Annotated in this window: 22 protein-coding genes, 1 tRNA gene and 1 pseudogene; 20 read left to right on the top strand and 4 right to left on the bottom strand. The window is 64.6% G+C overall.

Annotated features, from left to right (window positions below; translation table 11 throughout):
• The first annotated feature begins 11 nt into the window (after nucleotides 1–11).
• The 9 genes from G7020_RS07355 (at nucleotide 12) to G7020_RS07315 (ending at nucleotide 11,699) form a co-directional block, all read left to right on the top strand.
• Nucleotides 12–1,112: a TRAP transporter substrate-binding protein gene (locus tag G7020_RS07355; RefSeq protein WP_181083255.1), complete on the top strand. Its 1,101-nt coding sequence runs from the start codon at nucleotides 12–14 to the stop codon at nucleotides 1,110–1,112.
• A 113-nt stretch (nucleotides 1,113–1,225) separates the two neighbouring features.
• On the top strand, nucleotides 1,226–2,071 hold the full coding sequence (locus tag G7020_RS07350; protein WP_181083254.1) for a Tim44 domain-containing protein: 846 nt from the start codon (nucleotides 1,226–1,228) through the stop codon (nucleotides 2,069–2,071).
• Between the two features lie 232 nt (nucleotides 2,072–2,303).
• The gene (fdnG, locus tag G7020_RS07345; protein WP_181083253.1) at nucleotides 2,304–5,384 is read left to right on the top strand and encodes a formate dehydrogenase-N subunit alpha; all 3,081 of its coding nucleotides are present in this window, start codon (nucleotides 2,304–2,306) and stop codon (nucleotides 5,382–5,384) included.
• On the top strand, nucleotides 5,384–6,310 hold the full coding sequence (fdxH, locus tag G7020_RS07340) for a formate dehydrogenase subunit beta (protein ID WP_122077570.1): 927 nt from the start codon (nucleotides 5,384–5,386) through the stop codon (nucleotides 6,308–6,310). Before fdnG ends, fdxH begins: the two co-directional genes overlap by 1 nt.
• A 45-nt stretch (nucleotides 6,311–6,355) precedes the next feature.
• Complete coding sequence (locus G7020_RS07335) at nucleotides 6,356–6,985, top strand: formate dehydrogenase subunit gamma (protein ID WP_181083252.1); 630 nt, start codon at nucleotides 6,356–6,358, stop codon at nucleotides 6,983–6,985.
• A gap of 103 nt (nucleotides 6,986–7,088) precedes the next feature.
• Complete coding sequence (gene fdhE, locus G7020_RS07330) at nucleotides 7,089–8,012, top strand: formate dehydrogenase accessory protein FdhE (RefSeq protein WP_181083251.1); 924 nt, start codon at nucleotides 7,089–7,091, stop codon at nucleotides 8,010–8,012.
• A 191-nt stretch (nucleotides 8,013–8,203) separates the two neighbouring features.
• A complete protein-coding gene (gene selA, locus G7020_RS07325; protein WP_181083250.1) occupies nucleotides 8,204–9,652 on the top strand; it encodes an L-seryl-tRNA(Sec) selenium transferase in 1,449 nt (482 codons plus the stop codon).
• A complete protein-coding gene (gene selB, locus G7020_RS07320) occupies nucleotides 9,649–11,565 on the top strand; it encodes a selenocysteine-specific translation elongation factor (RefSeq protein WP_181083249.1) in 1,917 nt (638 codons plus the stop codon). Before selA ends, selB begins: the two co-directional genes overlap by 4 nt.
• Nucleotides 11,566–11,603: 38 nt before the next feature.
• Nucleotides 11,604–11,699, top strand: a tRNA-Sec gene (locus tag G7020_RS07315).
• Nucleotides 11,700–11,791: 92 nt separating this feature from the next.
• Here G7020_RS07315 and G7020_RS24005 read toward each other — a convergent pair.
• A pseudogene (locus G7020_RS24005) lies at nucleotides 11,792–11,992 on the bottom strand (hypothetical protein); the annotation flags it as partial.
• A 344-nt stretch (nucleotides 11,993–12,336) separates the two neighbouring features.
• On the opposite strand from G7020_RS24005, the gene G7020_RS07310 reads away from it, so the two are divergent.
• The 5 genes from G7020_RS07310 to cfaB all read left to right on the top strand — a co-directional run bounded on the left by G7020_RS07310 (nucleotide 12,337) and on the right by cfaB (nucleotide 15,496).
• Nucleotides 12,337–12,753, top strand: a complete 417-nt coding sequence (locus G7020_RS07310) for a hypothetical protein (protein ID WP_181083248.1) — start codon at nucleotides 12,337–12,339, stop codon at nucleotides 12,751–12,753.
• A 14-nt stretch (nucleotides 12,754–12,767) separates the two neighbouring features.
• The gene (locus G7020_RS07305; protein WP_181083247.1) at nucleotides 12,768–13,448 is read left to right on the top strand and encodes a hypothetical protein; all 681 of its coding nucleotides are present in this window, start codon (nucleotides 12,768–12,770) and stop codon (nucleotides 13,446–13,448) included.
• A 77-nt stretch (nucleotides 13,449–13,525) separates the two neighbouring features.
• Nucleotides 13,526–13,786: a type II toxin-antitoxin system RelB/DinJ family antitoxin gene (locus G7020_RS07300; protein WP_181083246.1), complete on the top strand. Its 261-nt coding sequence runs from the start codon at nucleotides 13,526–13,528 to the stop codon at nucleotides 13,784–13,786.
• A complete protein-coding gene (locus G7020_RS07295; protein WP_181083352.1) occupies nucleotides 13,783–14,046 on the top strand; it encodes a type II toxin-antitoxin system YafQ family toxin in 264 nt (87 codons plus the stop codon). Before G7020_RS07300 ends, G7020_RS07295 begins: the two co-directional genes overlap by 4 nt.
• A gap of 268 nt (nucleotides 14,047–14,314) precedes the next feature.
• Nucleotides 14,315–15,496: a C17 cyclopropane fatty acid synthase CfaB gene (cfaB, locus tag G7020_RS07290; protein WP_181083245.1), complete on the top strand. Its 1,182-nt coding sequence runs from the start codon at nucleotides 14,315–14,317 to the stop codon at nucleotides 15,494–15,496.
• A 39-nt stretch (nucleotides 15,497–15,535) separates the two neighbouring features.
• Here cfaB and G7020_RS07285 read toward each other — a convergent pair whose 3' ends face one another.
• Together G7020_RS07285 and G7020_RS07280 are read right to left on the bottom strand one after the other, a co-directional pair.
• Entirely contained in the window at nucleotides 15,536–16,384 is an 849-nt protein-coding gene (locus tag G7020_RS07285) for a universal stress protein (protein ID WP_181083244.1), read from the bottom strand.
• A 13-nt stretch (nucleotides 16,385–16,397) separates the two neighbouring features.
• The gene (locus G7020_RS07280) at nucleotides 16,398–17,885 is read right to left on the bottom strand and encodes a SulP family inorganic anion transporter (RefSeq protein WP_181083243.1); all 1,488 of its coding nucleotides are present in this window, start codon (nucleotides 17,883–17,885) and stop codon (nucleotides 16,398–16,400) included.
• Between the two features lie 330 nt (nucleotides 17,886–18,215).
• Between G7020_RS07280 and G7020_RS07275 the strand changes: the two genes are divergently transcribed.
• The 6 genes from G7020_RS07275 (at nucleotide 18,216) to G7020_RS07250 (ending at nucleotide 26,372) form a co-directional block, all read left to right on the top strand.
• On the top strand, nucleotides 18,216–19,979 hold the full coding sequence (locus G7020_RS07275; RefSeq protein WP_181083242.1) for a sensor histidine kinase: 1,764 nt from the start codon (nucleotides 18,216–18,218) through the stop codon (nucleotides 19,977–19,979).
• Between the two features lie 15 nt (nucleotides 19,980–19,994).
• Nucleotides 19,995–21,353, top strand: a complete 1,359-nt coding sequence (locus tag G7020_RS07270; protein WP_181083241.1) for a sigma-54-dependent transcriptional regulator — start codon at nucleotides 19,995–19,997, stop codon at nucleotides 21,351–21,353.
• Nucleotides 21,354–21,527: 174 nt separating this feature from the next.
• Entirely contained in the window at nucleotides 21,528–23,771 is a 2,244-nt protein-coding gene (locus G7020_RS07265; protein ID WP_181083240.1) for a TonB-dependent receptor, read from the top strand.
• Nucleotides 23,771–24,898, top strand: coding sequence for a PepSY-associated TM helix domain-containing protein (locus tag G7020_RS07260; RefSeq protein WP_181083239.1), 1,128 nt, complete (start codon nucleotides 23,771–23,773; stop codon nucleotides 24,896–24,898). The genes G7020_RS07265 and G7020_RS07260 overlap by 1 nt, the downstream gene beginning before the upstream one ends.
• Nucleotides 24,895–25,104 (top strand): hypothetical protein, encoded by a 210-nt coding sequence (locus G7020_RS07255; protein ID WP_181083238.1) that lies wholly within the window; start codon nucleotides 24,895–24,897, stop codon nucleotides 25,102–25,104. The genes G7020_RS07260 and G7020_RS07255 overlap by 4 nt, the downstream gene beginning before the upstream one ends.
• A gap of 164 nt (nucleotides 25,105–25,268) precedes the next feature.
• Nucleotides 25,269–26,372, top strand: a complete 1,104-nt coding sequence (locus G7020_RS07250) for a lactonase family protein (RefSeq protein WP_258189270.1) — start codon at nucleotides 25,269–25,271, stop codon at nucleotides 26,370–26,372.
• A gap of 15 nt (nucleotides 26,373–26,387) precedes the next feature.
• Here G7020_RS07250 and G7020_RS07245 read toward each other — a convergent pair whose 3' ends face one another.
• A complete protein-coding gene (locus G7020_RS07245; RefSeq protein WP_181083236.1) occupies nucleotides 26,388–26,594 on the bottom strand; it encodes a hypothetical protein in 207 nt (68 codons plus the stop codon).
• Nucleotides 26,595–26,641: the final 47 nt, after the last annotated feature.

Raw genomic sequence — 26,641 nt, 5'->3', positions numbered from 1 at the left:
CATCCACACCCATGAAACACCGCCACCTGTTCGGCGCAGCCGCTGCCTTGCTCGCCATCCTCGGCCTGGCCGGCTGCAATGACGACAAAGCCGAAACCACCAGCCAGCAGGCCGCCGGCGAGCCCGCCAAGACCTATCACTGGAAGATGGTCACCGCCTGGCCGAAGAACTATCCGGGCCTCGGCACCTCTGCCGAACGCCTGGCCGAGCGGGTCACCACCATGAGTGCGGGCCGCCTGACCATCAAGGTCTATGCCGCCGGTGAGCTGGTGCCTGCACTGGAAGTCTTCGACTCCGTCTCGCGCGGCACCGCCGAACTGGGCCACGGCGCGGCCTATTACTGGAAGGGCAAAGTGCCCACCGCGCAATTCTTCACCTCGGTGCCGTTCGGCCTGTCCGCCAGCGAGATGAACGCCTGGCTGAGCAAGGGCGGAGGGCAGCAGTTCTGGGAAGAAGCCTATGCACCACACGGCGTGAAGCCCATGGTGATCGGCAATACCGGCATGCAGATGGGCGGCTGGTTCAACAAGGAAATCAATTCGCTGGGCGATCTCCAGGGCCTGAAGATCCGCATGCCGGGTCTGGGCGGTGAAGTACTGGCGCGCCTCGGCGCCACCAGCGTCAACCTGCCCGGCGGTGAAGTCTTCACCGCGCTGCAGACCGGCGCCATCGACGCCACCGACTGGGTCAGCCCCTACAACGACCTGGCCTTCGGCCTGCTCAAGGCCGCGCGCTATTACTACTATCCCGGCTGGCAGGAGCCTCAGGCGGTGCTGGAGCTGCTGGTCAACCAGAAGGCCTTCGACAGCCTGCCGGCGGACCTCCAGGCGATCCTCACCGAAGCGTCCCGTGCCGCCAGCCGCGACATGCACGACGACTACACCTACAACAACGCCCTGGCGCTGGATCAGCTGAAGCAGCAAGGCACCGAGCTCAAGCGCTTTCCCGACGAAGTGCTGGCCGCCATGCGTGAGCACTCCGAGCAGGTGCTGGGCCAACTGGCCGAACAAAGCGAACTGAATGGTCGTATCTGGGCCTCGATGAAAGCCTTTCAGGCACAGGTCGAGCCAATGCACGAGATCTCCGAGAAGGAGCTGTATAACTGGCGTTGAGCGGTGCCGAGTGCAGTTCCGTCAAGCAAAAGCCTGAAACACTTACCTCTGGCGTTGTGTCGTGCCTCTGTGCAACATGACGCGCGTACCTTCACCCAACATGGGAACACTTAATGAAATCTGTGCTTAGCCTCTTCATGGCGCTGTGCCTCAGCCTGACTTTCAGCCTCGACGCCCACGCCAAGCGTTTCGGCGGCGGCAAGAGCTTCGGCTCGGCGCCCAGCCACCAGACTCGCCAGGCTCAACCACAACAGCGCACCGACAGCGCCGCCCAGGCTGGTCGCCAGCAGCCCGCTGCCGCAAGCGGTGCTTCGCGCTGGCTCGGCCCGCTGGCCGGCCTGGCCGCCGGCGGCCTGCTGGCCTCGATGTTCATGGGCGATGGCTTCGAGGGCATCCAGTTCATGGATATCCTGATCTTCGGCCTGATCGCCTTCGTCATCTTCCGCCTGCTCGCCGCGCGCCGACGCCAGCAGCAACCGGCCATGGCCGGGCACGGACATGCGCCGATGCAGCGCGAGATGCCGCAGCAGCCTTCGATCTTCGGTGGCAGCGCCGCGCCGGTCGCCGCCGCACCGGTGATCAACGCACCTGCCTGGTTCAACGAGCAGAGCTTCGTCGGCGCCGCACGCGAGCATTTCATGTCGCTGCAACAGCACTGGGATGCCAACGAGATGGACAAGATCGCCGAGTTCGTCACCCCGCAGCTGCTGGAATTCCTCAAGCGCGAGCGCGCCGAGATCGGTGATGCCTACCAGTCGACCTACATCGACGACCTGCAGATCCAGCTCGACGGCGTGGACGACGATGCCGAGAAGACCACCGCCACCCTGACCTTCGTCGGCGTGTCGAAGAGCTCGCGTTTCGACCAAGGCGAGCCCTTCAGCGAAAGCTGGCGCATGGAACGTGTTCAGGGCGAAAACCAGCCCTGGCTGGTAGCCGGTATCCGCCAGAACGCCTGAGTCCTTTCTGGCCCACGCAAAGCCCGGACACATGTCCGGGCTTTTTTATTGCGCTTAATAGACCCTTACGAAACCAAAGGATTAATCCTTTCAGCTAGCAGGCCGTATACAATGCCGTCCAAGCGAAGCGCCACAAGCGCTCATGGGCTATAGGAAACCATCCAGGGCTGCACCAGAACAGCCCACCGGTTTTCAACGTCCCGCCTCGTCTTAGCCTGATAAGGAAGAAACGATGGACATGAACCGTCGCCAGTTCTTCAAGGTCTGCGGTATCGGCCTTGGAGCGACCAGCATGGCGGCCTTGGGCATGGCGCCCGAGACCGCCTTCGCCGAGTCGATACGGCATTTCAAGCTGACCAACACCAAAGAAACCCGCAACACCTGCCCTTACTGCTCGGTAGGCTGCGGACTGATCCTCTATAGCCGCGGCAGCGGCGGCAAGAATGTCGATCAGCAGATCATCCACGTCGAGGGCGACTCGGATCATCCGGTCAACCGCGGCAGCCTGTGCCCCAAGGGCGCCGGCCTGCTGGACTTCATCAAGAGCCCCAACCGCCTGCAGCACCCGATGGTGCGCAAGCCCGGCTCCAATGAGTGGACGCGCCTGTCCTGGGACGAAGCGCTCGATCGCATCGCCCGGCTGATGAAAGAGGACCGCGACGCCAACTTCGTGCAGCAGAACGCTCTGGGCCAGACGGTCAACCGCTGGACCTCGGTAGGCTTTCTCGCGGCCTCGGCGGCGTCCAACGAAACCGGCTACCTGACCCACAAGGTGGTCCGCAATCTCGGCATCGTAGGATTCGACAACCAAGCACGTGTCTGACACGGCCCGACGGTGGCAAGTCTTGCCCCGACGTACGGCCGTGGCGCCATGACCAACACCTGGACGGATATCGGCAACGCCGACCTGGTCCTGGTAATGGGTGGCAACGCTGCTGAAGCACACCCCTGCGGCTTCCGCTGGGTGACCGAAGCCAAGTCCGAGAACAAGGCCCGGCTGATCGTGGTCGATCCACGCTTCACCCGCACCGCCTCGGTGGCCGACTATTACGCGCCCATTCGTACCGGGACGGACATCGCCTTCCTCGGCGGCCTGATCAATTACCTGATCGCCAACGACAGGATCCAGCACGAATACGTGCGCAACTACACCGACGTGTCGTTCATCGTCAGCGAAGGCTTCAGCTTCGAGGATGGGCTGTTCAGCGGCTACGACGCCGAGAAACGCACCTATACCGACAAGTCCGGCTGGACCTACGAGCTGGGCGAGGACGGCTACGCCAAGGTCGACCCGACCCTGCAGCACCCGCGCTGCGTGTTCCAGCTGATGAAGCAGCACTACAGCCGCTACACGCCGGAACTGGCCAGCCAGATCTGCGGCACGCCGGTCGATCGCATGCTGAAGATCTGGGAAGAGATCGCCACCTGCTCGACGCCGGGCAAGACCATGACGATCCTCTACGCCCTGGGCTGGACCCAGCACTCGGTGGGCGCGCAGATCATCCGCACCGCGGCCATGGTCCAGCTGCTGCTGGGCAACGTCGGCATGCCGGGCGGCGGCGTCAACGCGCTGCGCGGGCACTCCAACATCCAGGGCCTGACCGACCTGGGCCTGCTTTCCAACCTGCTGCCGGGCTACCTGACCCTGGGGCTGGATGCCGAGCAGGATTACGCGAGCTACATTGCCAAGCGCGCGCCCAAGCCGCTGCGTCCGGGGCAGATGTCCTACTGGCAGAACTACGGCAAGTTCCACGTCAGCCTGATGAAGGCCTGGTACGGTCCCGCTGCCCAGGCGAAAAACGACTGGTGCTTCGACTACCTGCCCAAGCTGGAATACGGCGGCGCCGGCTATGACGTGCTGCGCATGTTCGACATGATGTCGCGCGACGAGGTGCACGGCTATTTCTGCCAGGGCTTCAACCCGCTGGCGGCACTGCCGGACAAGAACCGCGTGGTCAAGTCGCTGGCGCGGCTCAAGTGGCTGGTGGTGATGGACCCGCTGCAGACCGAAACCTCCGAGTTCTGGCGCAATCACGGCGAGTTCAACGACGTTGACACCGCCAGCATCCAGACCGAGGTGTTCAGCCTGCCGACTACCTGCTTCGCCGAGGAAGACGGTTCGCTGGTCAACAGCACCCGCTGGCTGCAGTGGCACTGGAAGGCGGCGGACGGTCCGGGCGAGTCGCGCCCCGACATCTGGATCATGTCCGGCCTGCACATGCGCCTGCGCGAACTGTACCGCAGCGAGGGCGGCGCCTTCCCCGAGCCGATTCTCAATCTGCACTGGCCCTACAAGGTGGCCCACGAGCCTTCTGCCGAGGAACTGGCCAGGGAGTTCAACGGCTACGCGGTCGGCGAAGTGACCGACGCCAACGGCAACCTGCTGGCCCGTCCCGGCCAGCAGCTGGGCGCCTTCAGTCAGCTCAAGGACGATGGCAGCACCGCCTCGGGCTGCTGGATCTTCTGCGGCTCCTGGACCGAGCAGGGCAACATGATGGCGCGGCGCGACAACAGCGACCCGTACCACATGAAGCAGCACCAGAACTGGGCCTTCGCCTGGCCGGCGAACCGTCGCATCCTCTACAACCGCGCCTCCGCCGACCCCCAGGGCAAGCCCTGGTCGGACCGCAAGAAGCTGGTCTGGTGGGATGCCCAGGCCAAGGGCTGGGCCGGCACCGATGTGCCGGACTACAACGCCAGCATCGACCCGGAAGCGGGGATGAATCCGTTCATCATGAACCCCGAAGGGGTGGCGCGTTTCTTCGCCGTGGACAAGATGGCCGAAGGTCCCTTCCCGGAACACTACGAGCCGTTCGAGTCGCCCATCGGCATCAACCCGCTGCACCCGAACAACCGCAAGGTGATCAGCAGCCCCGCCGCGCGCGTGTTCGATTCGGTGTGGGAATCGCTCGGCACCGCCGACGAGTTCCCCTATGCCGGCACCACCTACCGGCTGACGGAGCATTTCCACTACTGGACCAAGCACTGCAAGCTCAACGCCATCGCCCAGCCCGAGCAGTTCGTCGAGATCGGCGAGGTGCTGGCGCAGGAGAAGGGCATCGCTGCCGGCGACCGGGTGCGCGTCAGTTCCAAGCGCGGCTATCTGATCGCCGTGGCGGTGGTGACCAAGCGCATCCGTCCGCTGCAGGTCAACGGGCAGGTGGTGCACCAGGTCGGCATTCCGCTGCACTGGGGCTTCACCGGCGTGGCCAAGCCGGGGTACATCGCCAACACCATGGTGCCCTACATCGGTGACGGCAACACCCAGACGCCCGAGTCGAAGTCGTTCCTGGTCAACGTGGAGAAGGTGTAATGGCTACTCAAGACATCATTGCGCGCTCCGCGACCACCACGCTTGCCCCCTCGATCCGCCAGGTCGAGGAGGTGGCCAAGCTGATCGACGTGTCCAAATGCATCGGCTGCAAGGCCTGCCAGGTCGCCTGCTCGGAATGGAACGAGCTGCGTGACGAGGTGGGCAGCAACCACGGCACCTACGACAACCCGATCGACCTGACTGCCGAAAGCTGGACGGTGATGCGCTTCACCGAGCACGAGAAGGCCGACGGCGATCTGGAATGGCTGATCCGCAAGGACGGCTGCATGCACTGCGCCGAGCCGGGCTGCCTCAAGGCCTGCCCGAGCCCCGGCGCGATCGTGCAGTACGCCAACGGCATCGTCGACTTCAACCAGGACAAGTGCATCGGCTGCGGCTACTGCGTCACCGGCTGTCCGTTCAACGTGCCGCGCATCTCGCAGGAAGACAAGAAGGCCTACAAGTGCACCCTGTGCAGCGACCGCGTGGCGGTAGGCAAGGAGCCGGCCTGCGTGAAGACCTGCCCGACCAGCGCCATCGTGTTCGGCAGCAAGGCCGACATGCAGCGCCATGCCGAGGAGCGCATCGAGGACCTGAAGTCGCGCGGCTTCGAGCATGCCGGCCTCTACGATCCCGATGGCGTCGGCGGCACCCACGTCATGTACGTGCTGCACCATGCCGACAAGCCTTCGCTGTACGCGGGTCTGCCGGACCAGCCGATGATCAGCCCGATGGTCAGCCTGTGGAAAGGCATCACCAAGCCCCTGGCCCTGCTGGCCATGGGTGCGGCGGTACTGGGCGGCTTCTTCCACTACGTGCGGGTCGGCCCGCAGCGCGTCGAGGAAGAAGAGGACGAGCACCCGGCCGAGCCGGTGGTTCATCAACAGGATCCGGCGGTGCACACCTACGATCCCAAGCAGCCCTGAGGCATGCCGGCCCCGTTCGCGCGGGGCCGGTCGAGGACCATCGACATGAAAAAAGATGAAATCCAGCGTTACAACGCCAACGAGCGCAGCAACCACTGGGCCGTGGCGATCCTGTTCATCCTGGCGGGTCTGTCCGGCCTGGCACTGTTCCACCCGGCGCTGTTCTGGCTGAGCAACCTGTTTGGCGGCGGCCCCTGGACGCGCATCCTGCACCCCTTCCTGGGCGTGGCGATGTTCGTGCTGTTCCTGGGTCTGGTGATCCGCTTCTGGAGCGCCAACTTCTTCTCCGGCAACGATCGGCTGTGGCTGAAGAACGTCGGCAAGGTGATGCGCAACCAGGAAGACGGCGTACCGCCCATCGGCAAGTACAACCCCGGCCAGAAGCTGCTGTTCTGGGCGCTGCTGGCGAGCATGCTGGTGCTGCTGGTATCGGGCATCGTCATCTGGCGGGCGTACTTCAGCCACCTGTTCGGTATCGACGCCATCCGCCTGGCCGCGCTGGCGCACGCCTTCGCCGCCTTCGTGCTGGTGATGGCGATCATCGTCCACGTCTACGCCGCGATCTGGATCAAGGGTTCCTTTGGCGCCATGCTCTCCGGCAAGGTCAGCCACCGTTGGGCGCGCAAGCACCACGCGCTCTGGTACCGTGAGGTCACCGACCGCAAGCAGGACTGATCCGGTCCATCGCAGCCACAATTCGAGCGCGACTGAGAACGTGTTCAGGAGCTGGCTCCTGAGCAGGTTCTGGTCGCGCTCTTTGATTCAGGAGGCCACAACGATGGCTGACAGACTTATGGAGCCGGAGCAGATCAGCGCTTCGGCCAGTACCCCGGCCTACAGCGAGCGGCCGCCCGCGCGCCTGTTCGCCCTGCGCGCCGAACGCCTGGAGAAACTGGCGACGAATCATCCCATGGGCGACTACCTGCGCCTGCTGGCCGGTCTTTGCCAGGCCCAGCAGCAGGTGATGGACGATCTACCCGCCTCGCTGCTGCCGACGCCAGAGCGCCTGGCCCAGGCCCGCACCCACAAGATGCCGCCGCTGGCCGTGGACAGCCTGGTGCGCGAGGATGGCTGGCAACCCTTCCTCGACGCCCTGCTGGAGCGCATCGAGGCACCGAACGACGCCGTCGCCAAGGCGCTGGACAGCCTGCGCCAGGCCGATGCCGCACAACGCCGCGCCTGGGCCGTGAGCCTGCTGGACGGCGACTACTCGGCTCTCGACGCCGCCGTTGTGCCCTTCCTCGGCGCCGCCCTGCAGGCCGCCTGGAGCCAGGCGCTGCTGACCCTGCCCGAGGGCAGCGTGACGGATATCGGCAGCGGCGCCCACTGTCCCTGCTGCGGCTCGCCGGCCATGACCGGGGTGATCCGCCATCGTGGCAAGCAGCAGGGCCTGCGCTATCTGGTCTGCTCGCTGTGCGCCTGCGAATGGCATTTCGTGCGAGTCAAGTGCGTGCATTGCGACTCCAGCAAGGACTTGCATTACGCCAGCCTGGAAAGCGACCGCCACGCCCCGGACAAGGCCCCAATCCGTGCCGAGTGCTGCCCCGGCTGCCAGAGCTACTTCAAGCTGCTTTACCTGGATTCCGACCCGGACGCCGAAGGCCTCTCCGCCGACCTCGCCAGCCTGGCCCTGGACCTGCGCATGGACCTGGAAGGCTACCAGCGCCAGGCGCCCAACCTGCTGCTGGCGCCGGGCGGCTGAAGCATACGTAGGGTGGATAACGCGAAGCTTATCCACCGCTTTCTCGGAGATCGGCCCGACGCGTGGAAAACGCTTCGCGGTTTTTCCACCCTACGTGCTGTTCGGGGTGTCGTATCCGACACCGGCCCCTTGCGACAACCCGCTCCGCTCCGGGAAACTGCCCGGTCAGAACCTGCACCGGGAGTTCCCGTATGACCAGCCAAGCTGCCGAGTTTCGGCGCTCATCCCTCCGCCTGCCTTCCATCGACCGCCTGCTGCGCAGCCCAGCCTGCGTGCCGCTGCTGGATCGCTATGGCCGCGAGGCCCTGCTCGGAACTCTGCGTGAACTGCTCGACGAACTTCGCGAGCCGATCCTGCTCGGCCAGCTCAGCGCGCCCGAACTGACCGAGGACGTCCTGGCCGGTCGCGCCGGCGAACGCCTGGCCAACCAGCACCGCAGCCGCGTGCGCCGCGTGTTCAACCTCACCGGCACGGTGCTGCACACCAACCTCGGTCGCGCGTTGTTGCCGGATGAAGCCATCGAGGCCATCACCCTCGCCGCGCGCTATCCGCTGAATCTGGAATTCGACCTGGCGACCGGCAAGCGCGGCGACCGCGACGACCTGATCGAAGGGCTGATCCGCGAGCTGACCGGCGCTGAGGCCGTCACCGTGGTCAACAACAACGCCGCCGCCGTGCTGCTGGCGCTCAACAGCCTGGGCGCGCGCAAGGAGGGCATCATCTCCCGTGGCGAGCTGATCGAGATCGGCGGCGCCTTCCGCATCCCCGACATCATGGCCCGCGCCGGGGTGAAGCTGCATGAAGTCGGCACCACCAACCGCACCCACGCCAAGGATTACCAGGCGGCAATCAACCCGCGCTCGGGCCTGCTGATGCGGGTGCACACCAGCAACTACAGCGTGCAGGGCTTCACCGCCAGCGTCGCTACCGCCGAGCTGGCGGCCATTGCCCATGAGCACGGCCTGCCGCTGCTGGAAGATCTCGGCAGCGGCAGCCTGGTGGACCTGTCGCGCTGGGGCCTGCCCAAGGAGCCCACCGTGCAGGAAGCGCTGCGCGACGGCGCCGATATCGTCACCTTCAGCGGCGACAAGCTGCTCGGTGGTCCCCAGTCCGGGCTGATCGTCGGCCACAAGGACCTCATCGCCAGGATCAAGAAGAATCCGCTCAAGCGTGCCCTGCGTGTGGACAAGCTGACCCTCGCGGCGCTGGAAGCGGTGCTCAACCTCTATCGCGACCCCGACCGCCTCGCCGAACGCCTGACCAGCCTGCGCCTGCTCAGCCGTCCACAGCAGGAAATCCGCCTGCAGGCCGAACGCATCGCCCCGGCATTGGCCGCCGTGCTTGATGAAAGCTGGCAGGTCGGTGTCATCGACGCCTTGGGCATGATCGGCAGCGGCGCGCAGCCCGTTGCGCGCCTGCCCAGCGCCGCCCTGTGCATCCGTACGCAGCAACCCAAGCGCCTGCGGGGCCGCAACCTGCGCCGGTTGGAAGAAGCCCTGCGTGGCCTGCCGATCCCGGTTCTCGGACGCATCGCCGAAGACGCCCTCTGGCTGGACCTGCGCCAGCTCGACGACGAAGCCGCGTTCCTCGCCCAATTGCCCCAACTGCAACGGGCTCTTCAACAGGAGCAGGCACCATGATCGTCGGCACTGCCGGCCACATCGACCACGGCAAGACCGCACTGCTCAAGGCGCTCACAGGCCAGCAGGGCGACCGCCGCCGTGAGGAACGGGAGCGCGGCATCACCATCGACCTCGGCTACGCTTATGCCGACCTCGGCGACGGCCAGCTGACCGGCTTCATCGACGTGCCGGGCCATGAGCGCTTCGTGCACAACATGCTCGCCGGCGCCAGCGGCATCGACTGCATGCTGCTGGTAGTCGCCGCCGACGACGGCGTGATGCCGCAGACTCGCGAACACCTGGCCATCGTCGAACTGCTGGGCATTCGCCGGGCGCTGGTGGCGCTGACCAAGATCGACCGGGTCGAACCCGCGCGGGTCGAGGAAGTCCGCCAGCAGATCACCGAACTGCTGCAACCCGGCCCCCTGGCGGGCTCGGCGATCTTCCCGGTCTCCTCGATCGAAGGCCGGGGTATCGACACACTGCGCCAGGCCCTGCTCGACCAGGCGGCACGCATCGATGCACGCAGCGACAGCGGCTATTTCCGCCTGGCCATCGACCGCGCTTTCAGCGTCACCGGCGCCGGCGTAGTGGTCACCGGCACCGCTTTCGCCGGTCGCGTGCAGGTCGGCGATGAACTCATGTTGTCGCCCCACGGTCGCCGCGTGCGAGTACGCGGGTTGCACGCGCAGAATCGCGAAGCCAACGAGGCACACGCCGGCCAGCGGGTGGCGCTGAACCTCGCCGGCGAGCGCCTGGCCGTCGAGCAGATCAGCCGCGGCGACTGGCTGCTGGCCCCAGCGCTGCAAGGCGCCACGCGCCGCATCGACATCGAATTCACCCTGCTCGCCAGCGAAGCTCGCGCGCTCAAGCACTGGACACCGGTGCACCTGCACCTGGGCGCGCAGGACGTCACCGGGCGCATCGCCCTGCTCGAAGGCGAACTCATCGCGCCCGGTGGGCATGTGCATGCCCAGCTGCAACTCAACGCCCCGCTGCACGCCATTCATGGCGACCGCGTCGTGCTGCGCGACCAGTCCGCGCAACGCACCCTCGGCGGCGGGCGTGTGCTCGATCCTTTCGCCCCGCCGCGCAATCGTCACCGCCAGGCGCGGCTGGCCCAACTGCGCGCGCTGGCGGGCGAAACGCTGGAAGAAATCCTGCCGCAACTGCTGCCCAGCGCCGTCAATGGTGTGGACCCCACGCACCTGGAACGCCAGTTCAACCGCCCCCGGCAGACCTGGCAACTGCCGGACGACGCCGTGGAAATCACCACTCGCCAGGGTGCACGGTTGTTCGACCGCGCCTACTGGGAATACCTGGGGCAAAGCCTGATCCCCGCGCTGCAACGCTTCCACGAGGAACAGCCCGACGAACTCGGCCCCGACCGCGACCGCCTGCGCCGCTACGCCTTGCCCCAGCTGGAGCGGCCCGTCTTTATCGCCCGGCTGGAACAGGCGCTGACCGAAGGCACCGTGCACGCCAGCGGCCCCTGGCTGCACCTGCCCGAACACCGCGTGCGCCTGAGCGATGAAGAGGAAGCGTTGAAGGCCCGGCTGTGGCCGCTGCTCGAAGCCGGCGGCTTCAACCCGCCCTGGGTACGCGACATGGCCAAGGAGGTGGCCATCGGCGAAGACCAGGTGCGCCACCTGCTGCGCAAACTGGCTCGCCTCGGCGCGCTGCAACAGGTGGTCAAGGACCTCTTCTATACCGAAACCGCAACGCGCCAGCTGGCTGACCTGCTGCTGGACATCGAACGCGAAGCCGGCGTGATCCGCGCCACCACTTTCCGCGACCGCATCGGCCTGGGACGCAAGCGCAGCATTCAGCTGCTGGAACACTTCGACCGCCTCGGCCTGACCCGCCGCTTCGGCAACGAACGCAAGATCCGCCCCGACAGCGCACTGGCCCTGGAGCCCACGCTCAGGTAGGCTGCCGCGTCAGCTTGACGCAGATATCCCGCCTATAAGGAAGGCAATCGCAGCCGGTGCTGCGGCCGGGCTTCAAACCCGGTTGGGGGCGGCAGCCGCTCCTGGGTGAGTTCGACTCTCACTGCCTTCCGCCAATTCCCGCTCTGAAAGCTTCGAACCACGCGGCCTTCAGCTACTCGACTGGAGCGGTGTCGAAGAAATGTCGAAAACCACAAATCGGCCCAAGGGTGAAGCCACAACTTGTCTTGTAGTAGCGCTTGTATTCCGTTTCATCCACCACGGGAATCGACCGGCACATCAACAACCCGCACGCTATCCCGAATAAGCGTCCAGATCGGCTCGAAGTAACCGGGCAGGCAAGCAATTTGAACTGGCCGAGGCCGTAGCACCAGAGACCGTTCAGATGGGCGGAAAATGCCGCATAGGAATACCAATCCAGTCAGCGAACGACTACCACGGCATCGTTGGTGGGGCACCGTGCAGCTTTTTTGAGTCAACCCCTTCTGGTGGTAGCATCCGGCTAAAGATTTACCCGCAGTACGCCCTATGGATGGCCAGCGGATAGATACTCTCCGAGGCGGACAGCCCAGCCCGGAATATGACGAAGCCATGCAAAATTGGCCGCACCCGGCGCGGGATAGCAATTACCAAAGAAGCAGCGGAGCGCCGGTTCAATCGCTCCGGTGCTCGACCTAGCCAAGACGTGTGAATCGCATAGGACCTATGCGAAAGGACAACAGCAAGGCAACGGTATGCCTTGGAGGACACAACATGATCGACCTAGGCGACCTTCGGCCTGATCAGGATGAGATACGGACCTATCACCACACCCACAACATCCGCACGTCCGGCATAAGTATCGGAACAGCCATCGTGCTGGCTGCCATCATCGGCATCGGCGGCTTCTGGGGCGGCAAGGTCGGCTATCAACTGTTCCAGGAATGGCGTGCCGAACGAGCAATGCAAGAGCTAGCCCGAGACGCCCAGCGAGCCATGGAAGAGCTGACCCAAGCAGCCCAGCGTCATGCTCAGGTTCAAGCACGACAACAGCGCCAACAGTCACAACGAGCCGCCCAGGCACGACAAGACCGGATATGGAATTCGAGAGAATGCCGCTTCTGGTGGGAGCATGCACCAAATGATCCAAAGGTGATCGCCAAGGCAAAAACAATGCAGTCATGCAGATAAGTCGTGCCAAAGACATGAAAGCAGAACAGAACGACGCTCCCCAGCACTTGCGCACCAAGAAGAAGAAAAATCCCTTGCGCTTCTTGGCGATTATCGGAATCGGCTCCACGCTTTTCTGGACGCTGACCTTGATGTTCGGCAAGCCAATCGTCATCGACCTAGATCAAATCAAACGCGGAATCAGGTTCGCCGACCAACCGGTATTCCAGCACGCCCCGCAGACCACAAATGCACAACCAGTCGCCCAGCCCCAGGCATTGCAGGAAGTCGCAAGAGAAGAGTCCCCCCAAACCCAAACCCAAACCCAAACCCAAACCCAAACCCAGTCGATCCCAAGGCAAACATCATTCAACGACCAGAACTACCAGCCACGCGGAGCTGTGAACTCAATACCACCGCCACCAGCTCAACGGATCGCCTATGCGCAACCGGATCGACCGGCAAACAGGCAAACGACACGCATCACCCATACCGGAACATGGACATGGGAGAGCGGACACGCAAAAAGCCGAACAGGTGGCAGGTTCCAGTGGACAGTGATAAACGGTTCCATCGACTGGAGCAGTGTATGCAGCAATTACCGCTCAGGCTCACTTGAGTACCGAGACTGCCGCAAAGGTGCAAAAGTCGCATTCAGACAAATCTGCAATCGAAACCAAGCAGCATGCGCAGCTGAAAACAACTTCATGCCCTAACGGTCATGCGTGAACACATAGCGTTTAAGGTGTGTATGAATGATGCTTTGTAGCTACCTCACGAAGAGGTCCCCATCATGGCCACCACCGCCGACACCGTTGTCCGCGCGCGGATCGATACCGCCACCAAAGAAGCCGCAGCCCGGCGCTTGTCTGAATCCGGCCTCAGCATTTCCGAAGCCATCCGTCTGATGATGACTCAGATCGCAGCCGGTCAGGATCTACCCTACGACCTCACCCCGAACAAGGCTACCGTCAACGCCATGGCCGAACTGATGGCTGGAAAGGGCAAGAAGGTCAAATCCGTTGACGCACTGTTTGACGATCTGAGCAACTGACACTTGAGCTTGTACCGTCCAGCGCCTTCAAAAAAGACTTCAAGCGCGGCAAGAATATGGACAAGCTGAAAACGCTGCTTAATTTGCTGGTCTATCGTGAGCCATTGCCAAGCAGCTACCTGGACCATCCTCTGAAAAGCAACTGGAAAGGCTTCCGGGATGCACACATCGAACCCCACCAGCTGCTGATCTATCGGCTCGAAGGTGACGAGCTTCAGCTAGCCAGAACCGGGACGCACGCCGACATTTTCAATAAGTAGTTCCGAAAACAGAGCGGAATAAAGCCGGGTGTGCCGGCAACGAAGCAGCTAACTAGAAAGCCATCAGTGCAGCGTGGAGCGAACTCACTCTCCCTTTTCCAATCCCCTCGTCTCATTCTCTGTCAGCAAGTCCCGCGACATCATCCCGTTCGCTATTCCCTCCCCAATGCCCTCTATCAATCCCATAAAGGAAAAAATCCCGCGCCCGGCCTATAGTCTCTGGCTGTTGGTCTAGGATTTCTTTGAAACGGAATGAAGGAGATCAAGCATGTTGGCGTCCTTGTTACCTGCGTTGCGTGGATTATCACTGCCGTTGCGTCTTCAGCTCTGGGACGGCAAGTCGATCGATCTGGGGCCGTCACCCAGTGTGACGCTGGCCATCAATGATCCCGATATGGTCACCGAACTCACGCATCCCAGCCTCGACTCGCTGGGGGCTGCTTATGTCGAGGGGCGTGTGGATATAGAAGGTCCGCTCTCGGAAGTGATCCGCATCGGCGATGAGCTGAGCCGAGCGCTGGGGCGGGATATCCCTTCGGTGGCGCAACGGCAGGCTCATGATAAGCAAACCGATGCGGCGGCCATCTCCTATCATTACGACCTGTCCAACGAGTTCTATCAGCTGTGGCTGGACCGCGACATGGTCTATTCCTGCGGCTATTTCGAGACGGGCGACGAAGACCTCGACCAGGCCCAACAGGCCAAGCTGCGCCATCTGTGCCGCAAGCTGCGGCTGAAACCCGGTGATCGCCTGCTGGACGTCGGCTGCGGCTGGGGTGGGCTGGCGCGCTTTGCCGCGCGGGAGTTCGGCGCCGAGGTGTTCGGCATCACGCTCAGTCGGGAGCAGTTGAAGCTGGCTCGCAAGCGTGTGGCCGCCGAAGGCCTGGAAGGGCAGGTGCAGCTGGAGCTGATGGATTATCGCGACCTGCCCAGAGATGGCCACTTCGACAAGGTGGTCAGCGTCGGCATGTTCGAGCACGTCGGCCATGCCAACCTGCCGTTGTATTGCCAGCAACTGGCCGAAGTGGTCCGCCCCGGCGGGCTGGTGCTGAACCACGGCATCACCGCCCGGCACATCGATGGGCGGCCCGTAGGCTACGGCGCGGGGGCATTCATCGGGCGTTACGTCTTTCCCCACGGCGAGCTGCCGCATCTGGTGAAGATCGGCGCCTGCATCAGTGAATCGGGCCTGGAAATCGTCGACGTGGAGAGCCTGCGGCTGCATTACGCACGCACGCTGGATTTCTGGAGCCAGCGCCTGGAAGCGAAACTGGCCGAAGCGCAGCGGCTGGTCCCCGAGCGCGCGCTACGCATCTGGCGTGTCTACCTGGCCGGCTGCGCCTATGGCTTTCGCCGCAACTGGATCAATCTGCACCAGATTCTGGCAAGCAAGCCGTTACCAGATGGCTCCCACGAGGTGCCTTGGTCGCGCGCCGACCTGTACCGATAATGCCGCCCGACCACCGCGCAAGACCGGTGGCCGTCAGGCTCAGCGTAACAGCAACAGCGGTGTGGTCGTAGAACGCAGCATGTTGGTCGTGGTGCTGCCGACGAAGAACTGGCGAATCCGCGAGTGTCCATAGGCGCCCATTACCAGCAGTTCGATGACGTGCTCGGCCTGATAGTCCCGCAACCTGGCCTCGACTTCGCCTTCGAGAATCGCCACATGCACTTCGAAGCCGGCGTCGGCCAGCTTGTCGCGCGCGGCGTCCAGCGCTGCCCGCGCTTCATGGGTGTCGCTGCTGACCGTCACCAGATGGATCGGTGTGCCCTTGAGCAGCGGGCTGGCGACCAGCATTTCGACGCCCTTGCGCGAGGTGGCGCTGGCATCGAAGGCGAGCATCGTGCTGGCCGGCGCCTTGAAATCGGCCGGCGTCACCAGGATGGGCCGGTGCATGGTGCGGATCACGCTTTCCAGCTGGCTGCCGATCAATTGCACCTCGCTGCCGCTGTCCTCGCCCTGCTTGCCGATGACCAACAGCCGGATGTCACCCTCCAGTTCACGCAGGCTTTCCACCAGATCGCCGTGGCGATGGCGCAGTGTCGGTTCCACACCCGCCTTGACGGCGCGCTGCCTGGCTGCGTCGAGCATCATGCGTCCCTCTTCGAGGGCCAGCTTGTTGCGTTTCTCGTCCAGCGAGGCGAGTTCCTCCAGGAGGAATTCGCGGCTGCCCAGGCCGATGATGCCGCTGAAGTCGCCGGACAGCGGGTAGCGCTGCTGATCGAGCACGTGCAGCAGGCTCAGCGGCGAGCCCAGACGCTGACTGGCCCAGACCGCGCAATCGCAGACGGCGGCCGCCTGCGTTGATCCGTCGATACATGCCATTACCTGGGTCATGGGGCTCTCCTGCTCAGTGGTTCATGAGGTTGCCGACGGGCTCCGGTTTGTCATGCACGCCGAAGCGATCGACGATGGTCGCGCTCGCTTCGTTCAGGCCCAGCACCTCGACCTCGGTGCCTTCGCGGCGGAATTTGAGCACCACCTTGTCCAGCGCCGAGACGGATGTGATGTCCCAGAAATGCGCCTGGCCGAGGTCGATGGTAACCCTGGCGACGGCTTCCTTGAAATCGAACGCGGCGGCGAACTTGTCCGAGGAGCTGAAGAACACCTGGCCGGCCACCCGGTAGGTGCGGTGTTCGCCGTCGGTATCCAGCTGCGAATCGATACGCAGGCAATGCCCGACCTTGTTGGCGAAGAACAACGCGGCCAGCAGCACGCCGGCCAGTACGCCGTAAGCAAGGTTGTGGGTGAAGACCACGACCACCACGGTCACTACCATGACGATATTGGTGGAAAGCGGGTAGCGCCGCAGGTTGCGGATCGAATCCCAGCTGAAGGTGCCGATGGAAACCATGATCATCACCGCCACCAGCGCGGCCATGGGAATCTGCCCGACCCAGTCGCTGAGGAACACCACCATCAGCAATAGCACCACGCCGGCGATCAGCGTCGACAGTCGCGTGCGACCGCCGGATTTCACGTTGATCACCGACTGGCCGATCATCGCGCAACCGGCCATGCCGCCGAACAGCCCCGAGACGATATTGGCCACGCCCTGGCCCTTGCACTCGCGGTTCTTGTCGCTGCCGGTGTCGGTCAGCTCATCGACGATGGTCGCGGTCATCAGCGACTCCAGCAGGCCGACCACCGCCAGCGCCGCCGAATACGGGAAGATGATCGCCAGCGTCTCGAAGGTCAGCGGTACCTCGGGCCAGAGGAAGACCGGCAGCGTATCGGGCAGCTCGCCCATGTCGCCGACGGTGCGGATGTCCAGGCCGAAATAGATGGCCACGGCAGTCATCGAGAGGATGCACACCAGCGGCGAAGGGATCACCCGACCGATCTTCGGCACGTAGGGGAACAGGTAGATGATGCCCAGCCCCGCCGCCGTCATCGCGTAGACGTGCCAGGTGACATCGGTCAGCTCCGGCAACTGCGCCATGAAGATCAGGATCGCCAGAGCGTTGACGAAGCCGGTGACCACCGAGCGCGAGACGAAGCGCATCAGCGAGCCCAGTCGCAGGTAACCGGCGCCGATCTGCAGCACGCCGCAGAGCAGCGTCGCCGCCAGCAGGTACTGCAGGCCGTGCTCGCGCACCAGGGTCACCATCAACAGCGCCATGGCGCCAGTGGCGGCCGAGATCATTCCCGGGCGACCGCCGACGAAGGCGATCACCACGGCGATGCAAAAAGAAGCATAGAGACCGACGCGCGGGTCGACCCCGGCGATGATCGAGAAGGCGATGGCCTCGGGAATCAGCGCCAGGGCGACGACGAGCCCGGAGAGCACGTCGCCGCGCACGTTGGCGAACCAGTTCTGTTTGATCGAATGCAGCATGGGGTATCCAGGATGAAGCGACGACTGCAGCCAGACGCAGCGCGCCAGGGTCGCGAGGGCGCGAGGGCGCGAGGGCGCGAGGGCGCGAAGGATAGCGGAACGCGGCGGCGAGAGCGATTCCGCCTGCCATGCAGACCGGTTCGCAGCTGAAGCCACTCTCAGCTTTGGCGAAAATCAGAGGATGGCCAGGTCGTAGGGCCGAACTCGTTCGGCATTGGCGAATCCGTAATTCGGCTCTACGAGCAGTAGCAGCTTCAGGCCGAAGCATCCGTATGCCTGACGGAATGCCGTTCTGGCTTAACATAGGTTCACTCACAAGAAGAACCCTGCATGCCCGTCCTCGCCCATCGCCACCGTGTCGTTCTGATCGTACTGCTGATTCTCGGCGGCCTGCTGCTGAGCATGTACTGGGCCGGGCGGCTGGCCGAGCAGCGCGCCTGGAGCGAGCGCAGCCAGGAAGCCGGTGGCCAACTGGAGCTTTACGCCCAGGCGATCCACACCCAGGTCGAACGCTTCCGCTCGGTGCCGGCCCTGCTGGCGCTGGACAGCGATATCCGCGCCCTGCTGGAAAATCCCGACGACCTGCGACTGCGCGACCGCCTCAATCACCGGCTGGAGCAGCAGAACCAGGCTGCCGGCTCCTCGGTGCTGTACCTCATCGACCGCCAGGGCGACACCCTGGCCGCGAGCAACTGGCGCGAATGGAGCAGCTTCGTCGGCAGCAACTACGGCTTTCGGCCCTATTTCCGCGATGCGCTGGCCCATGACACGGGCCGCTATTTCGCGGTGGGCGTGACCACCGGCATTCCCGGCTATTTCCTCTCCAGTTCGGTGAAGAATGCCGCCGGCGAAGCGCTCGGCGTGCTGGTGGTCAAGCTGGAGCTCGAAGACATGCAGCGCGAATGGGCCGGCCAATCGGGCATCCTGCTGATCACCGACGCCCTGGATATCGTCATCCTCAGCAACCGACCCGCCTGGCGCTTCCGCTATCTGCAACCGCTCAGCGACGAGGTGCGCAACCGCCTGGTCGCCGTCCGCCGCTATGCCGAGCAGACCCTGCAACCACTGCACAGCAAACCTCTGCTACACATCACAGACAATAGTGAGCGCCGCCAGGTCGATGGCCCGGACGGGCGCCAGACCTACTTCTGGCAGCGCCTGCCCCTGCCTGAAGAAGACTGGACGCTGCACCTGCTGCAGGAGCCGCAACAGGTCGCCGCCAGTATCCGCAGCTATCGGCTGGCGGCAGCCGGCGTGTGGATGACCCTGGCCTTCCTGCTGCTCTACCTGGCCCAGCGGCGCAAGACGCGCCGGGTCGAGCAGCGCAGCCGCAGCGAGCTGGAACGCCTGGTGGAAGCCCGCACCCGCGAGCTGCACACCGCCCAGGATGGCCTGGTGCATGCCGCGCGCATGGCCGCTCTGGGGCAGATGTCCGCCGCGCTGGCCCACGAAATCAACCAGCCACTGACGGCCCTGCGCATGCAGCTGGCCAGCCAGCGGCTGCTGCTCGACAGTGGCCGCAGCGAGGCGGTGCGCGAAGGCCTCGGCCAGGTTGAAGGCCTGATCGAACGCATGGCAGCGCTGACCAGCCACCTGAAGACCTTCGCCCGCAAGAGTCCCGCAGGATTGCCCCAGCGCGTGCGTCTGGACGATGTGGTGGAACAGGCGCTGCAACTGCTCGGCCCGCGCATCCGTGGCGAAAACGTCGAGATCATGCGGCAGATGCCCATCGACGCCTGGGTCAGTGGCGATGCGATCCGCCTGGAACAGGTCCTGATCAACCTGCTGAACAACGCACTGGATGCCATGCAGGACAGCGCCACCCGACAGCTGCGCATCGATTGCCGCCGCGATGCCGGCGCCTGGCGGCTGAGCGTGGCCGATAGCGGGGGCGGCATTTCCGGTGAGCATCTCGATCAGGTGTTCGAACCCTTCTTCACCACCAAGCCGGTTGGCCAGGGCCTCGGGCTGGGACTGGCGGTTTCCTACGGTATCGTGCGCGATCTGGGCGGCAGCCTCGACGTGCGCAATGACGCACAAGGTGCAGTGTTCGAGATTCGCTTGCCGGCAGCCGAAAAAGCCGTCATTGATTAACAGGAGAAGCGCAACATGAGCGGCCAGGTCATCTTCATCGACGACGAAGCGGCAATCCGCAAAGCGGTGCAGCAATGGCTGGAACTGTCCGGTTTCAGCGTGCGTACCTGCGCCAGTGCACGCGAAGCGCTGGGCCTGATCGACCGGGACTTTGCCGGCGTGCTGATCAGCGACGTGCGCATGCCGGACCTGGACGGCCTCGGCCTGCTGGAACGCCTGGTCGCGCTGGACCCGGAACTGCCGGTGATCATGGTCACCGGCCATGGCGACGTGCCCATGGCGGTGCAGGCGCTGCGTCAGGGCGCCTATGATTTCATCGAGAAGCCCTTCACACCCGAACGCCTGCTCGACAGCGTGCGCCGCGCCCAGGACAAGCGCCGGCTGGTCTGCGAGAACCGCCAGCTGCGTGAACAGTTCACCCGCAAGGGCCGCATCGAATCGATGCTGCTGGGCGTTTCCCGCGCCGTGGACAACCTGCGCCGCCAGGTGCTCGAACTGGCTGGAACGGACGTCAATGTACTGATTCGCGGCGACACCGGCAGTGGCAAGGAACAGGTCGCACGCTGCCTGCACGATTTCAGCCCGCGGGCGCGCAAGCCCTTCGTGGCGCTGAACTGCGCGGCCATCCCCGAATCCATCTTCGAAAGCGAGCTGTTCGGCCATGAAAGCGGCGCTTTCACCGGCGCCCAGGGCAAGCGCATCGGGCGCATCGAACATGCCCACGGCGGCACCCTGTTCCTCGACGAGATCGAAAGCATGCCGCTGGCCCAGCAGGTCAAACTGCTGCGCGTGCTACAGGAAAAGACCCTGGAACGCCTGGGCTCCAACCGCAGCATCGAAGTCGATCTGCGGGTGATCAGCGCAGCCAAGCCGGACCTGCTCGAAGAGGTGCGCGGCGGGCGTTTCCGCGAGGATCTGCTGTACCGCCTGAATGTCGCCGAACTGCATATCCCGCCGCTGCGCGAGCGCCGCGAGGACATTCCGCTGCTGTTCGAACACTTCACCACCCAGGCCGCCCAGCGCCATGGTCGCGAAGCGCTGCCGGTCGGCCCCGGTGAACTGGCGCAGTTGCTGAGCCACGACTGGCCGGGCAACGTCCGCGAGCTGATCAATGCCGCCGAACGCCACGCGCTGGGTCTGACCCCGCCACCGGCCAGCCTTCCGAGCACCGGCTCCTCGCTGGCCGAACAGATGGAAGCCTTCGAGGCGCAATGCCTGCACAACGCATTACAGCACTGCAAAGGCAATATCAGTGACGTGATGAATCAGCTGCAACTACCGCGCCGCACCCTCAACGAAAAGATGCAACGCCACGGCCTGAGCCGCAGTGACTACCTGCCGGCGGGCGGGGCGAACGAGCCTCTGGAGCGCTGAATACGACTCACGCTCCGGTACAACGGACCGAGCCGTAAGCATATGGCTGCCGAGCCTGACCGATAATACTGTTGCGAATTATTAGCATTAAACTATTCTAAGCAGCTTATCCATGCTGCTCGGCGTCCTGCCGACGACATCCTTTCGCTCAGTCAACGCCCAGTCAGGCCCACCATGCCCATCCTCCGACTTCCTCGTAGAACAGGTGCTGTCTCTTCCCTGTTGTCCATCTGCCTTGCCGCCGGCTTCGCCGGTACTCCGGCCTTGGCGCAGCACACCGAAACCATCCAGCCTGCGGGCGAGGCGCCAGAAGGACAGGCCGACCAGCGCAGCGAACCGCTCGAACTGCCGACCACCGAGGTGGTCGCCAGCGCCGACGCCTCGGCCGATGGCCTGACCCAGACCTACGCCGGCGAACAGGTGGCGCGCGGCGGTCGGGTCGGCATCCTCGGCAACCAGGACTATATGGATACGCCATTCACCTCCACGGCCTATACCTCCCAACTGATCCAGGACCAGCAGGCGCGTAGCGTGTCGGACATCGTCCAGAACGACCCCTCGGTGCGCGTGGCGCGGGGCTTTGGCAATATGCAGGAGCTGTACGTGGTGCGCGGCTTCCCGCTGTATTCCGATGACATTTCCTACAACGGCCTGTACGGTCTGCTACCGCGCCAGTACGTGGCGGCGGAATTCATCGAGCGCGCCGAGGTATTCCGTGGCGCCAGCGCTTTTCTCAATGGTGCCGCGCCGGGCGGCACCGGCATCGGCGGCGCCATCAACCTGCTGCCCAAACGCGCGCCCAACGAGCCGCTGACACGCCTGACCGTCGGCGCCAACAGCGGCGGCCAGGGCACCGTGGCAGCCGATCTGGGACGCCGCTTTGGCGAGGACAACCGTTTCGGCATTCGCCTCAATGCCGCCAAGCGCGCCGGTGAGACCGGCATCGAGGACGAGGACCAGACCCTGGACATGTTCGCCCTGGGCCTGGACTACCAGGGCGACCGTCTGCGTCTGTCTGCTGATGTCGGTCACCAGTACCACTTTCTGGACAACCCGCGTCCGAGCGTGACGCCGAATGGCGGCATCCCCAGCGCACCGGACGCCGACGACAATTTCGCCCAGCCCTGGACCTATTCGAAAGAGAAACAGGCCTTCGGCACTTTCCGGGCCGAGTATGATTTCGCCGACTCGATCACCGGCTGGCTGGCCGCTGGCGTGCGTGACGGGGAAGAGCAGAATCGCCTGGCCAACCCCAGAGCCACCGCGGCAGGGGTCACCTCGGCATCGCGCTTCGACAACTATCGCGAAGACCGCGTATTCACCAGCGAAATCGGTTTGCGCGCTCGTCTGCAGACCGGCACGGTGTCGCATCAGATCGTAACCTCGGCGGCGACCTACGACTCACGGGAAAAAGGCGCCAACCAGTTCTATGCCGCCGTGGCCGGCAACCTCCACGAGCCGTTCGATGCGACCCTGCCCACAACGGTCACGTATGACGGCGGAGACCTCACAGACCCGCACGTCACCGAGCGCGTGCATACCCAGAGCCTGGCGATTGCCGACACCCTGGGCTTCTTCGAGGATCGCCTGCTGCTCACGCTGGGCGCGCGCCGGCAGGGCATCGAGACCCGCAGCTATTCCTCGCAAACGGGCGACCGCAGCGGCCACTACAAAGACTACGAGACCACGCCGGTTGCAGGCGTGGTGTACAAGCTGAACGACGAACTGTCGGTCTATGCCAACTACATCGAAGGGCTGACCAAGGGCGATACCGCGGCGGCGACGGCCAATAGCCTGCCCGTGCTCAACTCCGGCACCTCGCTCGCGCCCTACGTCGCCAAGCAAACCGAAATCGGCCTCAAGTACGACGGCGGCGTCCTGGGTGGCAGCATTGCGATGTTCAGCACCGAACGGCCATTCGGCATCGTCGAGAATCAGGTTTTCCGTGAAGGCGGCAAGCAACGCAACCGCGGCATCGAGCTGTCGATGTTTGGCGAGCCCGTCTACGGCACACGACTGTTGGGCGGCCTGACGCTGCTGGATGCCGAGCAGAAGAAGACCCTCAATGGCGCCAACGACGGCAACGATGCCATCGGTGTTCCCAAAGTGCAGGCCAACCTTGGCGGCGAATGGGACGTGCCCGGTGTGCAGGGGCTGACACTGACCAGCATGGTGGTGCATACCGGCAAGCAGTACGCCAGCGCCAGCAACGACCTCAGACTGCCATCCTGGACCCGCCTGGACCTGGGTGCGCGCTACCGCATGACCATCGAGGATCGCGACGTGACCCTGCGCGCGCGCCTGGACAATGCCACCGGTCGCAATTACTGGGCCTCCGCCGGCGGCTATCCGGGCTCCAACTACCTCGTCCTCGGCGCCCCGCGCACCCTCTCGCTCAGCGCCACGGTCGATTTCTGATGCGACCAGCCGTTCTGCGTCGCTGGGGCTGGGTCCACAAGTGGTCCAGCCTCGTCTGCACCCTCTTCATCCTGCTGCTGTGCCTGACCGGGTTGCCGCTGATCTTCTCCCACGAGATCGACCACCTGACCGGCGCCGAGATCGAGGCGCCGCCGATGCCCGAAGGCACCCCACGCGCCTCGGTCGACCGGGTCGCCGCCGAGGCGGTGCGCGCCTACCCGGGGCTGGTGCCGCTGTACTTCTTCGCCGAGGAGGACGCGCCGGACCTCTGGTACGTCAAGCTCGACACCCGCGTCGATACCGATGAAAGCCAGTCGCTGCTGATCATGTCCGACGCCCGCACCGCCGAGGTGGTGGGCGCGCCGAACTTCGACGAAGGCTTTATGAGCATCATGTACCGCCTGCACGTGGACCTCTATGCGGGGCTGCCGGGCAAGCTGTTCCTCGGCGCCATGGGGTTGCTGCTGATGGTGGCGATCATCTCCGGCGTGGTGCTCTACACTCCCTTCATGCGCAAGCTCGGCTTCGCCGAGGTACGCCGCGAGCGGGCGCCACGCACGCGCTGGCTGGACCTGCACAACCTGCTCGGCATCGTCACACTGGTCTGGGCGCTGGCGGTGGGCTTCACCGGGGTGATCAACACCTGGGCGGACCTGATCTTCAAGGGCTGGCAGGCCGATCAGGTGCGCGCCCTGCAGGCCGGCGATACGCAGGTGCTGCTCGGTGCCGATGCCGGCGAAGCGCCTGCGGCAGACGGCTCGCTGCAGACTGCCGTGGAGCGCGTACTGGTGGCCGCGCCGGGTATGGCGGTGGCGATGATCGCCTACCCCGGCACCCTGCGCGCGACGCCCGAGCACGTGGCGGTGATTCTCAGCGGCGATACGCCATTGACCTCACGGCTGACCCAGGCGCTGCTGGTGGACCCGGATTCCGGCGAAGTGCTGGAAGCCAGCGCCCGCCCCTGGTACGTCACCGCGCTGCAGCTGTCCGAACCGCTGCATTTCGGCGACTACGGCGGCCTGCCGCTGAAGATGCTCTGGGCGTTGCTGGATGTGCTCACCATCGTCGTGCTGGGCAGCGGGCTGTACCTGTGGCTCAAGCGCGGCGCGACGGAGGCACGGGCATGATGCGCATCTGGCTGTGGCCTGTCGTCATCGCCCTGCTGTCGATCCTCGGTCTGATCGCCGGGCTGGTGTCCGAAGGCCTGGGCGACTGGCTGAGCTGGGCTACGCTGGCCGTGCCGGTGGTGATCGGCGGCCATGGCCTGGCACGTGGCCGGGCCGCGAAGCAGTCGCCGGACGCTGCCACAGTACGCCCGATCAATCGTGGCTGAGCTGCCGGGCACTGCCGATCCGCTGGCTTGGATCGGAGGGCGAAATACGCGGTCATAGCCTGCACAACCGACCTGGGAGACCCCGCATGCGCCCTCGCAGTCTGTTAAACCGCGTGGCCCTCGCCGCCACCCTGGCCTTCAGCATCTCGGGAGCCACATTTGCCATGCCTCAAGTTCTGATCGGCAGTTACACCCATGACAGCGACAGCCCAGGCATCCTGCGCCTGCGTTTCGACCCTGAAACCGGCCAGCTGGACCCACAGCCCCTGCAGACCATCAGCAGCCACAATCCGTCCTGGCTGGTGCTGGACGAGCCGCGCCGCCAGCTTTACGCGACCAACGAAAACGGTCCCGGGCATGCCGACCCGGTCGGGCGCATCAGCGCCTTCAGCCTCGACGGCGACGGTGCGTTGCAGCCGCTGGGCCAAGCCAGCACGCTCGGCGACGAACCTACTCACGCCAGCCTCAGCGTCGATGGCCGCTACCTGTTCGTGGCCAACTACGGCTCCCGCCCGAACCCCGGCGGCAGCCTGGCAGTGGTTCCGCTCGATGACCTGGGCCACCCGCAGCCAGTGACGCAGATCGCCGCGCATCAGCCCAGCAACGTCCGCCCCGAACGCCAAAAATCGGCGCATGTGCATTCGGCGGTGCTCTCGCCGGATGGCAGCACGCTGTTCGTCAGCGATCTGGGCGCCGACCGGATCTTCGTCTATCGATACGACACGAGCAATCCCGAGCGCCCCCTGTCACCGGCCAAACCGGCCAGTATCGAACTCCCGCCCGGTAGCGGACCACGGCATCTGGTATTCAGCCCCGACGGCAGCCAGGCCTACGCCACACTGGAGCTGAGCGCGCAAATCGTACGCTTCGACCATGTCGATGGCAGCCTGACCCAGCGCCAGCGGGTGGACCTGGCCGAAGGTAACTCCGCCGAAGGGCACTCACCGGGCGCCATCCACGTTTCACCCGACGGCCGCTTTCTCTACGTCAGCGACCGCGCCGAGGCGAACCGCATCATGGTCTACGCCATCGAGGAGCACGGTAGCCTGCGCGAAATCCAGCGGCGCACCAGCGAAGGCCGCGAGCCACGCGAGTTCGCCATCGACCCAAGCGGTCGCTTCCTGCTCATCGCCAATCAATTGAGCGACACGCTGGTGCTGCTGCAACGCGACCCGGACAGCGGCCTGCTGGGCGAAACCCTGCAGACGCTGCCGGTCGGCAAGCCATCGGACGTGAAGTTCATCGAGCGCACCGACTCAGGAAGCTGACCGCCGTATCGTCTGCTACCGCTCGGGATTGTGCTTGCCGCGCTGCCGATCACGTTGCGCATCCGCTTCGCTGACTTCGTCGGCCATGCCCGGCGGCACGTTGTAGGCGCCGCCCGGCACGTCATTGCGATCGCCGCCAGCGGCTTCTCCCTGGCTGGGGCGCTGACTGACTCGATCTTCGAGGGTTCCGGGGTTTTCTTCGCCACGTTCGGGTTGTTTCATGCGGCCTCCTCTGTTGTGCAATGGGGCGGTTGCCCTCTTCAAGCTAG

This window comes from Stutzerimonas stutzeri, assembly GCF_013522825.1.
Classification (GTDB): Bacteria; Pseudomonadota; Gammaproteobacteria; order Pseudomonadales; family Pseudomonadaceae; genus Stutzerimonas; species Stutzerimonas stutzeri_AK.
The sequence above is the reverse complement of the archived record's forward strand: the minus strand, read 5'-3'. Positions and strand labels throughout refer to the sequence as shown.

Coding starts and splice junctions, on each gene's coding strand:
- G7020_RS07355 (WP_181083255.1), top strand. CDS start 12: ATGAAACACCGCCACCTGTTCGGCGCAGCCGCTGCCTTGCTCGCCATC.
- G7020_RS07350 (WP_181083254.1), top strand. CDS start 1,226: ATGAAATCTGTGCTTAGCCTCTTCATGGCGCTGTGCCTCAGCCTGACT.
- fdxH (WP_122077570.1), top strand. CDS start 5,384: ATGGCTACTCAAGACATCATTGCGCGCTCCGCGACCACCACGCTTGCC.
- G7020_RS07335 (WP_181083252.1), top strand. CDS start 6,356: ATGAAAAAAGATGAAATCCAGCGTTACAACGCCAACGAGCGCAGCAAC.
- fdhE (WP_181083251.1), top strand. CDS start 7,089: ATGGCTGACAGACTTATGGAGCCGGAGCAGATCAGCGCTTCGGCCAGT.
- selA (WP_181083250.1), top strand. CDS start 8,204: ATGACCAGCCAAGCTGCCGAGTTTCGGCGCTCATCCCTCCGCCTGCCT.
- selB (WP_181083249.1), top strand. CDS start 9,649: ATGATCGTCGGCACTGCCGGCCACATCGACCACGGCAAGACCGCACTG.
- G7020_RS07310 (WP_181083248.1), top strand. CDS start 12,337: ATGATCGACCTAGGCGACCTTCGGCCTGATCAGGATGAGATACGGACC.
- G7020_RS07305 (WP_181083247.1), top strand. CDS start 12,768: ATGAAAGCAGAACAGAACGACGCTCCCCAGCACTTGCGCACCAAGAAG.
- G7020_RS07300 (WP_181083246.1), top strand. CDS start 13,526: ATGGCCACCACCGCCGACACCGTTGTCCGCGCGCGGATCGATACCGCC.
- cfaB (WP_181083245.1), top strand. CDS start 14,315: ATGTTGGCGTCCTTGTTACCTGCGTTGCGTGGATTATCACTGCCGTTG.
- G7020_RS07285 (WP_181083244.1), bottom strand. CDS start 16,384: ATGACCCAGGTAATGGCATGTATCGACGGATCAACGCAGGCGGCCGCC.
- G7020_RS07280 (WP_181083243.1), bottom strand. CDS start 17,885: ATGCTGCATTCGATCAAACAGAACTGGTTCGCCAACGTGCGCGGCGAC.
- G7020_RS07275 (WP_181083242.1), top strand. CDS start 18,216: ATGCCCGTCCTCGCCCATCGCCACCGTGTCGTTCTGATCGTACTGCTG.
- G7020_RS07270 (WP_181083241.1), top strand. CDS start 19,995: ATGAGCGGCCAGGTCATCTTCATCGACGACGAAGCGGCAATCCGCAAA.
- G7020_RS07265 (WP_181083240.1), top strand. CDS start 21,528: ATGCCCATCCTCCGACTTCCTCGTAGAACAGGTGCTGTCTCTTCCCTG.
- G7020_RS07260 (WP_181083239.1), top strand. CDS start 23,771: ATGCGACCAGCCGTTCTGCGTCGCTGGGGCTGGGTCCACAAGTGGTCC.
- G7020_RS07255 (WP_181083238.1), top strand. CDS start 24,895: ATGATGCGCATCTGGCTGTGGCCTGTCGTCATCGCCCTGCTGTCGATC.
- G7020_RS07250 (WP_258189270.1), top strand. CDS start 25,269: ATGCCTCAAGTTCTGATCGGCAGTTACACCCATGACAGCGACAGCCCA.
- G7020_RS07245 (WP_181083236.1), bottom strand. CDS start 26,594: ATGAAACAACCCGAACGTGGCGAAGAAAACCCCGGAACCCTCGAAGAT.